General features: G+C 59.9%; 4 protein-coding genes. All 4 read right to left on the reverse strand.

Annotated features, from left to right (window positions below; all coding sequences use genetic code 11):
* Positions 1-2 precede the first annotated feature (2 nt).
* On the reverse strand, positions 3-6,203 hold the full coding sequence (locus KVT38_RS21745) for a carbohydrate binding domain-containing protein (RefSeq protein ID WP_217595846.1): 6,201 nt from the start codon (positions 6,201-6,203) through the stop codon (positions 3-5).
* 379 nt (positions 6,204-6,582) lie between these two features.
* Positions 6,583-7,827 (reverse strand): stalk domain-containing protein, encoded by a 1,245-nt coding sequence (locus KVT38_RS21750; protein ID WP_217595847.1) that lies wholly within the window; start codon positions 7,825-7,827, stop codon positions 6,583-6,585.
* Positions 7,828-8,074: 247 nt separating this feature from the next.
* On the reverse strand, positions 8,075-9,004 hold the full coding sequence (locus KVT38_RS21755) for a carbon-nitrogen hydrolase family protein (RefSeq protein WP_217595848.1): 930 nt from the start codon (positions 9,002-9,004) through the stop codon (positions 8,075-8,077).
* 26 nt (positions 9,005-9,030) lie between these two features.
* On the reverse strand, positions 9,031-9,480 hold a 450-nt coding region (locus KVT38_RS21760), incomplete at its 5' end, for an oligopeptide/dipeptide ABC transporter ATP-binding protein (protein WP_368859147.1).

Here is a 9,480-nt window from a genome sequence, read left to right on the forward strand (position 1 = left end):
CGCTATTTCACCGTAATCGTCAGGATGTCGCTGGCCGTCGTGCCGGATGCGTTGACGAGCTCGGCTTGATAGCGATAGATACCGGGCGCTCTACCCGTCACGGAGGTGCCGGCCGTTTGCGCCGCGGTACCGTTAGCCGTCAACTGCTGCGTGTCGATCAATTCGCCGTTCTCGTACAGCTTAAATGCCGTAGCGTTGGTCCCCCACCACATGTTCATGGTAATCCGGTATTCCCCGTCTTCGTCCCAATTATTGTGGGACAGCACCGGCTTGCCGGGATTCGCGTCCTTGACGACGATCGTGACGGGATCGCATGCGGTCGTTCCGCGCGCGTTGCGAAGTTCGCATGTGTACGCATAGGTGCCGTTCGGCTTGCCCGATACGGCCGTTTCCGCATGCTGCGCATTCGGCGAACCGTCCGGGAGCCGCTGCGTATCGATCGCCGTCCCGTTCTCGTACAGGGTATAATGCGTGCCGTTTGTGCCCCACCACAGGTTCATGGCAATCTTGTAATTCCCGTCGTGCAGGCCCGAGGCATGGCCGCTGTCGCTGGAGAGCGCCGCTTTACCCGGAACGTCGGCCGCCAGCGGCTCCAGCGCGGCTTGTGCGGCCCGCAGAGTCGCTATCGCTTCGTCCACTTGCGCCTGCGTCGCATTCGCCGCCGCATGGACGGTGCTCGCCTGCGCCAAAGCCTCCTGCAACGCCGTCCAAGACGCAGGCGCATACTCTTCCTCGTTCAGGGACTGCGCGTCTGCGATCCCGGAGGCAAGCGCGGTTTTATCCGCGCTCTCTCCGTCCCCCACTTTGATGAGACCGACCCAATCCAGATTCATCGGTCCCGACACGTGCCACATCGTCAGGTCTGCCGTGCCTTTCGCCAGATATTGTCCCGTTCCGATCCGCACGGCTTTCCAGTATTTATGCTCCGTGCCCCAGTCGAAGGTTCTCTTGATATTCGTTGTATATACGCCATCCCCAAGCTTCAGTGCCCGCTTCGTGGCTAACAAGTCGTCGTTTCGATCCCAGCCGCCGACGTATTTGAGCACCACGTCGTACCGGCCCGATTCGGGCACATTCAGCCGCCAGGTGATATTTTGACCGGTCGTCGCCCAGTTCGCGACGCCCGTGCCGTTGGACAGGAAGCCCCGCGTCGTATAGACGTCGAACTTGCCCGAGCCGCCGGTCGTCAGAAAGTGCTCCGCCTCCTTGAAGGACGCGAGCTCGTTCTTGACGGCGTCAAAGTCGTCGCGTTGCTCCGATGACGTGGATTTGCGGGAACCGGATGTCTTCAGGCGGAGCGTCCCCCCGGTTCCCCGCATGATCACCTTCGGGTTATCGCCAAGGAACATCGGCGTCTTCGGCGAGCCGAAGTTCTGGAACGTCAATCCTTCCGGACTCTCCAGCACATCGTAGACGCCCGCCGACACACTCAGCCGACCCCACGCGGCGGTCCCTTCGTCATCGGTTCCGTATGCCTCCAGCGCCACGTTCGTTGTTTTGCCGTCGACTTCAACGCTTAGCGTGACGGGGTCCTTCGGTCCTGGCGGCTGCGCCGGATGGAGCTTGAAGCGGTGCTCCCCGCGCTCGCCCGTTACCGTCAGCACACCGCCCGACTTGCTCCAATGCACGCCCCTCGCGAGGACCGCCTCCGCCACGTTGCCGCCCTGCGGAACGGATACGTACTTTTCGTCGACCAGCACGCTCGCGTCGGGCGCATAAATCGCTGCCTGAACCTGGCTATCGCCCGAGATGGACAGCTCGTCGGCGTTGAGCGAGATCGTGGCCGGTCGATCGGACTGGATCAGCGTGACCTTGTCCTTGATCAGCTTCGTCCCGCCTACCAGCAGGACGTCGTCCCCCTTCACCGCGGCGGCGATGCCGTCGAACTGCACGTCCCCCGCTTGTACGAGCCCGCTGTCGGACAGCCGGACATAGACGTCGGTGTTGTCGGCGAACGTAAGACGCTGGTAGCTTCCGTACGTCACCGAGGCGACGGTGCCCTTCGGCTGCGTGCCGGCGCGGTAAGGCTCGAACGTCGAGATTAGCGTCTGGCTCTGCGCCTTCGGGAACGTGAACTTGGCATGCTGCTGCAAAACGTTCGCGAAGCTGCCTTTCGGCTGTACCTGAACGCCGTCGGCATCCAAAAATTGATCGGTCCACTCCGCTTTTTCAACTGTCGGATAATGGAACTTCGCCCGCAGCGACGCTCGGTACTGCTCGATGATCGCGCCCTGCTTGTCGTTATCCAGCTTCAGGCTCTTGTCGGCGTGCAGCAAGAACTCGAACGAGGAGCCTGCCGGGTCGGCCGCCTTCAGATTATCGACGACGACGAACATCCCCGGCTTCACGTAAATAATGCTCCGCTGGGCTTGGGCCAGCCCCGGGATGGGCGGTTTCGTGCTGTACGTGTTGTACGCCTGCGTTGCGTCGCCCACGGCCGCGTCGAAGGCTCTGCTTGTGGCAAAGCCGGTGATCTTGCCGGCGGCGCTTAAATCAGCCCTCCGCTGCCCCTTGTTGCCGTCGTACGTGATCGCGTTATGCGCGAGCGTGGTTTTGTAGTAACCGATGTCATGGGCACTGTTGTACTGGTCGAAGTGTCCGGCGTCGATCGCCAGCTGCTCTCCGTACGCGTTAATGACGAAGCTGTTCTGGTCCGCGTGGCTATGGTTGTAGCTCCCGAAGCGGCTGGACTTGAAGTAAAGCGAGATCCGGTCCGGATCGTAGAGACTGGAGTGCATGGCCACCCAATCGACGTCCTTCTGCCACCTCGCGGTGGGCAAGTCGACCGGTGGACGTTCCTCCAGCTTGGCGTCTCCGTACCGATAACTGTACAGGAAGTAAATATCCCCCAGATCCCGCTGGGTATCCGTGGAGTTGGCGTACCACTGCATGTGCGGGTCCTTGTTCATCTCGGCGAGACGGAGCGAACTGTTCACGGTAGGCGGACTGATGCCGTGCGTCGTATCGTCGCCGAATACGCCGTTGTTCTGACCGTTAGGCAGGAAGTACAAGCCGAACAAAGACTCGTTGCGCGAGAACGATTTTTGATACAGATCGACCCCCGTGCCGGTCAGGATCGCGTCGGCGACCATCTTGTCCGCGACATTCGAGTACTGCCAATAGCCCGTGCCCGACGCCCAGCCGCCCTCTTCGCCGCCGACCGGCGTGAAGATGTTGATGCGGACCGGTACGGCCGTACGGAACCAATCGCGCGCCTTGACCGAGATCGGTTCGCCGTGTACGGCGGTGCTGTCGTTCAGCAGCGCGATCGAGATGATCGCGGTATGCCCGGTCGCCGTTCCGCCATGGGAATTCCATGGATTTTTCATCGTCGAATTCTCGTCAAGTATATCGTCGACCATGACCTGCGTACGGTCGGCGATCATGGTCAGCACCTGCTCGCGTTCCTGCTTATGCGCCTCGCCTTCGAACAGCGGGTAGATCCAGTCGTAGGCAATCGCGCTTTGCAGCGCGATCTCCCGATGCGATTGATCGCCATTCTTGTAGCTCGTTCCGCCGTTAATGTCCCAGGTCGTCAGATTCAGCATGGCCCTCTTGGCAAATTCGCCGTAAGCCGCTTGCCCGGTAACGAGGTAGATAAGCGCGGCGGACGTCATTCTTTTAGTTTCTTTCAACGTTGCGTTTCTGATATTTTGCCTCTGGGTCTGATCTTCAAAGGAATTCTCCGGGATGTTCGGGTCGAATTCGGGATCCTTAGGGAATGACCACTCATTCGGCGCCTTCAGGGCTTCCTTCGCCAAGTTGAGCGCAGCATCGTAGACAGGCTTGCCGACGCCCTCGCTAAGCTCGCGGAAGTCCTCCAAATCCCCCTCGTTCGTGAACGCCCGGGGGTGATTTTTCGGCACTTGGCCGATGAGCTTCTCGACATCGGGTACGACAAACTCTACGGCATCGGGCGTGATGCGGAATCGGCGGCTGTCGCTCCAGGCGGACCACCCTGCCGCTTCATGGTACCGGACTTGCCAGTAATAGGTGGCGCCCGGCGTCAGCGGGGCCGGCAGATTATGAATATTGGTTTTCAAGTCGGCTCTGCTGTACGCCAGCTGGGAGAAGCCGGCGTCCTTGCCGATGCGCAGCTCGTATTTGTCGGCGCTCTCGATGTAAGGCCACGAAAAATCGGGCGCATTCTGCGTCGACGTCAATCCGTCCGCCGGACGGAAAGGCATAAAGGTGGCCGGAGTCAGATCTTCAGGCCAAAGGCCGTCCGTCACAATCATGCGGACGTCGTCGATATAAGCGAGCGTCGGCTGCTCTTCCGCTCTGTCATAGATCAGAATCATCGCATGATGGCTAGCCTCGGGCGACACGATGGTCGCCTTCAAATCCTGCCATCGGGACGGTCCCGCGTAAATCTCGGCCCCCTTTTGCTGTAGAAATTTCCCATTGGCATCGTAATAGCGTACAAGCAGATGAAGCGTTCCCTCCACCACCTTGGCCTTCAGTTTGACCGAATAGGTCACGCCGGGTTCGATCGGAATGTTGTCTTGCTGAATGCCGACCTGCCTTTGATCGTCGCCTGGTTTGTCGCCGCCTTCGTCATGGAGCTTCACGCTTTTGGTTCCTTCATAGACGTTGTCGGCGTTCGCGGTAATGCGCGATTCCTGCGCTTTATCCATAGCGACCCAACCCGTCGGGTTATCCTCGAAGCCGCCGTTCGCGATCAGCGAGCCTCCGATCCGTACGGCGGACACGTCATCGATATACGCCAGGGTGTGATCCTCGACAGCCCTTTTGTAAATGAAAATGTCCATATGATGGCCGTACCCCTGCGGCGGCGTCGCGGTCAAGGACAGATCCTGCCAGCCGGCGCCCGCGCTCAGTACCGCTTGCGACTGTTCAGCGTTTCCGCTCGCGTCATAGTATCGGGCGAGCAGTTGAATTTTCCCCGTCAATACCTTTGCCTTCAGCTTGATCGAATACCTCTCCCCGATCTGAATCGGGATATTCGTCGCCTTCACGCCGACCTCCAGGTTGCCGCCGTCCTGGTCGTCTTGGATCTCCAGGCTGCGCGTTCCTTCGTAGACGTTGACGTCGGCCGCGGAGATGTGCGACGCGTCGGCGGGCTTTGTCGCTTCCCATCCCGCAGGAACGCCGGACGGATTGTCCTCGAAGCCGCCGTTGGTGCCTAGCGGAAGCGCGGCCTGCGTCATGGAGAAGTCGTCGATATAGATTAAGGAGGGCGACTCTTGCAGTCGCTCATAGATAAAAATGACCACATGGTCGCTGTACCCTTGCGGAGGCGTAGCGGTCAAGGACAGATCCTGCCAGCCGGCCGCGGCGCTCAGCGTACGAATATCTTGGGAGACGGAAATATGGCTCGCGTTAAAATAACGTACAATTAAATTAACCTTGCCCTGGGCGACTTTAGCCTTCAACTTGACGTTATAGCTCTCGCCGAAGCGAACCGGGATATTGCCGGACATGATTCCGACTTCTCGTTCGCTGCCCCCTTCATCGCGCAGCATGACGCTTTTTGCCCCCTCGTATACCTCAGAGGTGACCGAAGTGATGCCCGAGGTCTGATCTTTCACTGTAGGCGTCCAGCCCGTCGGAACGCCGGTCGGATTGTCCTCGAAGCCGCCGTTGGCGACCATGGCGCGCGCGATTCTCGACATCGAGAAGGCGTCGATGTACGTCAACGAATGATCCTCGGAGTCCCGCTCGTAGATGAATATATCCATATGATCGCTGTACGCCTGCGGCGGCGTCACAGTCAAGGACAGGTCCTGCCAGTCAGGCGCGGCGCTCAGTTCCGCGAATGTCTGCTGAGACGTACCGTCCGTGCTGTAGTACCTGGCCAGAAGGTGTATCTTTCCTTGCACGACCTTGGCCTTGAGCTTGACCGAATAGCTCTCGCCCGCTTGAATCGGAATATTTTTCAGCTTCACCCCGACTTCCCGGTTGCCGCCGACTTCGTCGTCGTAAAGCCTCAAGCTTTTCGTCCCTTCGTAGACGTTGGAGGTGACCGAGGCGATATGCGACGCGCCCGCCTCCGACATGGCCTGCCAGCCTGTAGGGAATCCATTCTCGACCTGCTCGAAGCCGCCATTGGGGATCAAGTCTTGGCCGCTTAAAGAATCCGTCGCATAGACGGCGCGGCTCGCGAACAAGTTGGCCAACAAACTAAACAACAGGACCGCTGCCAAACCCGCCGCCGTTCCTTGCCTGAACTGCATACGCATTAAGAGCATCCGCCTCTCCCGGGATTTCATCCCATTTTGAATTCGAATCGATTCAAACCTGAAGCACCGTTCGATCGCTTGCGCATGGCATCACGACGCTCACCCTTTTATTGAAAGCGTATCCATAAATTCCTCCTTTCCGCGACTTTCATGAATTGCATACCTAACGATATCGGACCGTCAAGCCTCGGAATAGCATCGGATATTGCGTTTATCCCTGTATTTATTAAAAACTTCACAAATCGTGAGAAAGGTAAAAAAGAGGTGATCGGAAACGGCGAATAGATCAAATTCGGGGCATAAAGAAGACCCGTTCGCTTCGCTCGCGAACGGGTTCCGAGGTTCCTATTTTTTTGCGTCAGCGCCGAATTTGCCCTACTCACTCCGCTTCTACGAAAAAGTCCGCCCATTGGGTAGCCGAGAGTCCGCTCTCCGGGAAAGGGATATAGGCGGGGCTATTGATCGCGATCCAGTAGGAGCCAGCTTCCTTAAGCGTGATCGATCCGCTGAAGGCGCCGTCCTTGATCGCGAGGTCCTGTTTGCCTACCGTCTTGTATACCTGGTGTGCGAATCCCGCGCCTTGCGGCACATATTTCTGGATGACGACCGTCACCTTGTCGAAGCCCAGGTTATGCGGATCGCTTACTTTGCCGGCTATCGGGATCGGCGTCCCCGCCTTCGTCTCCACGAAGCCAGACGTCGGCGCCTCGACCTTCAGGTAGTTACGCGCTTCCTCCGTCAGATTGACCGGTACGGTGCTCGGATCGTCGACATGCCGTACGACCTTGAACTCCGCGCCGCTCGATCCGACAGGAGCCGCCTGCAAAATATTGATGCCCGGATGCAGCTGCGCCGTGAACCGAATGCGGTTGTACAGGTGACCGTCGATCATGATGTCCTTGGCGACGACCTGACTGCCGTCCGAGCCGCCCGACCAGGATCCTGCCCCGGTCGATGCCATCAGTTGCGGCGCGTACAGCTCCTTGCGATACAGCACGGTGAACGTCGTCTTCGCCTCGTTCGTATCCCAGGAAGCCCGCATGACCTGCGCGGTCTTCTCGCTCCACTTCCAGACGACCTGGCCGTCCGCCGTCGCCGCCGACAGTCCGAGCCAAGCCAGCGCCTTCACCGGCACATAAGCGACTCCGTTCGCGAGGAACGGCTTGGGCGTCGTATAGAAGTCGGGCGGCAGCATATTCCCTTCGCCGTCGTAGACATGGTCCGAGCCGATGCGGAAGTTCAACTCCGTCAGGCCGGGATTGATCTTGGCGTTCGCCGCGACGCGCACCTGCTTCAGCTTCGGGTCCCATGCGATCGCCGATACCGCGCCCGACTGGCTGAGCGTGCGCAGCGCCACATAGACCCGGCCGTCCTTCAGAATCGGCTTCGCTGTCGCGACCGTCTTGCCGTCCAGCGTAGCACCCGAGCCGTTCAGCTTAATCTTCATCTCGTGCCGGATGAGGTCCAGCCTCGCGGCGTCCGGCGCCGGGTCGACGACCAAGACCGGCGTATCGGGGCTTGCCGCTTGCGCGCCTGCAGGCGCCAAGGTTGCAGGCATGACCATGCCGACCGCGAACGCAGTAAACGATGCGAATAACGTAATCTTTTTTGCTATGTTGGACATGAATGCTCCTCCTCCACAAGTCTTCTGTCAATCGGCCTCCAGTGAGCATGCTCTCGACTATAAGGACGCGAAGCGTGGGTTAAAGTTGCAAGGTTAGTGCGCAAGCGAGCGCAGATCGCGGCGGAAAAACAAGTTTGGGGAAGTAACCATGAGGTTGGAAGATGTGTCGCGGCTGCCGCGTTTTGCGCGCAAAAAAGAGCGCTGACGGGATATGAATTCCCGCGCGCTCTCCATCATTTCGCTTCGCTCACCCGACCGCCGCGATCTCCGGCTTTTTGCTGCCGCCCCATTTCTCGCTGTCCTCCAGCCGTTTCAGCAGATCCACGTAAATATCAGGCCGCCAGTCCGGTACGCCCGTGATCGGGTTGGCGTTGTACAACGTCAGCAGCTTGCGCGCTTTGTCCGAGATCGACAGGTCGATCGTGGCCAGCAGCAGCGCTTCTTCATGCTCGATCGGCTCCGCGTAATACGTCGATCCGATGCCGGTAACCTTCGGTCCCGCCACCAGGCTGCCGCCGGGAAACAGCATGTCTTTGTCCGGTCCCGCCAGGTTGGAGCTGACCAGGAACTGCCCGTTCTCGATCGCGCGCGCCTTGAGCAGCGTGTAGTAGAAATCCTGCCAGCCGTCGATGTTGTGCACGGCTGTCGGGTTCAAATAAAGGCGGGAGCCCAGTGCCGCGTAGTAGCGGAACAGCTCGGGGAAGCAGTACGTGTCGAAGCAGATGCCGACGCCGACCGGCCCCCACGGCGTATCGAACATCAGCGGCTCGTTGCCTTTCTTCGCCCAGAGCGATTCCTTGCCGGCGGGATGAATCTTGCGGTAGCAGCCGACGATGCCTTCCGGGCCGACGACGAGTGCGGAGTTGTAGAGGATGGACGACTTGGCGTCGCGCTCCGGCAGGCCTACGACGGCATAGACGCCGTACAGCTTGGCGATATCCGCGAGGGACTCGGACGACGGGCCTGGCACGGTCTCGGCGTCCCGCTGCTGCATCGCGATGCCGTCGTTGTCCACGTTGTAGCCGGTCAGCGCCATCTCGGGGAACAGGATGATTTTCGCCCCGCGCTCGGCGGCCGCCTTCATGTATTCCTTGATGCGGGCCAGATTGCCCGCCTTGTTGCCCCACTCCGCGTTGAAGTTGATCGTCGCTACCGTCACGATGTTCTCGTATGCCATTTTTCTATCTCTCCTTTATTTTAAAGTTAAACGGTTGGTGCCAATGCAGCCGCCGCCGTATCCCCTTCGAGCAGGAAGCACGCGGCCGTGTGTCCCGGCGCGAGCTCCCGCAGTGCGGGCGCCTCCTCGGCGCAGCGCGCCATCGCATGCGGGCATCGCGTGCGGAAGCGACAGCCCGACGGCGGATTAAGCGGGCTCGGCAGATCGCCCTTGAGCGCCGCCTCGGCCTGGCCGTCGGCGGTCGCCCGCTCCGCGATGTCCACCGACGGCGCGGAGGCGAGCAGCGCCTTCGTGTACGGATGCGCGGCGGCGCCGAAGATGCGCGCGGTCGGCCCCTTTTCCACCACCCGGCCCAGGTACATGACCATCACTTCGTCGCTCATATACTCCACCACGTGCAGGTCGTGGGAGATGAAGATCAGCGACAGCGACAGCTCGCGCTTCAGGTCCTGGAACAGGTTGAGCACCTGCGCCTG

This window comes from Cohnella sp. GbtcB17 (assembly GCF_019091135.1).
Classification (GTDB): Bacteria; Bacillota; Bacilli; order Paenibacillales; family Paenibacillaceae; genus Cohnella.

Bases quoted from the DNA above. Each gene is read 5' to 3' on its own strand.
- KVT38_RS21745 (WP_217595846.1), bottom strand. From the start codon at position 6,203: ATGCGTATGCAGTTCAGGCAAGGAACGGCGGCGGGTTTGGCAGCGGTC.
- KVT38_RS21750 (WP_217595847.1), bottom strand. From the start codon at position 7,827: ATGTCCAACATAGCAAAAAAGATTACGTTATTCGCATCGTTTACTGCG.
- KVT38_RS21755 (WP_217595848.1), bottom strand. From the start codon at position 9,004: ATGGCATACGAGAACATCGTGACGGTAGCGACGATCAACTTCAACGCG.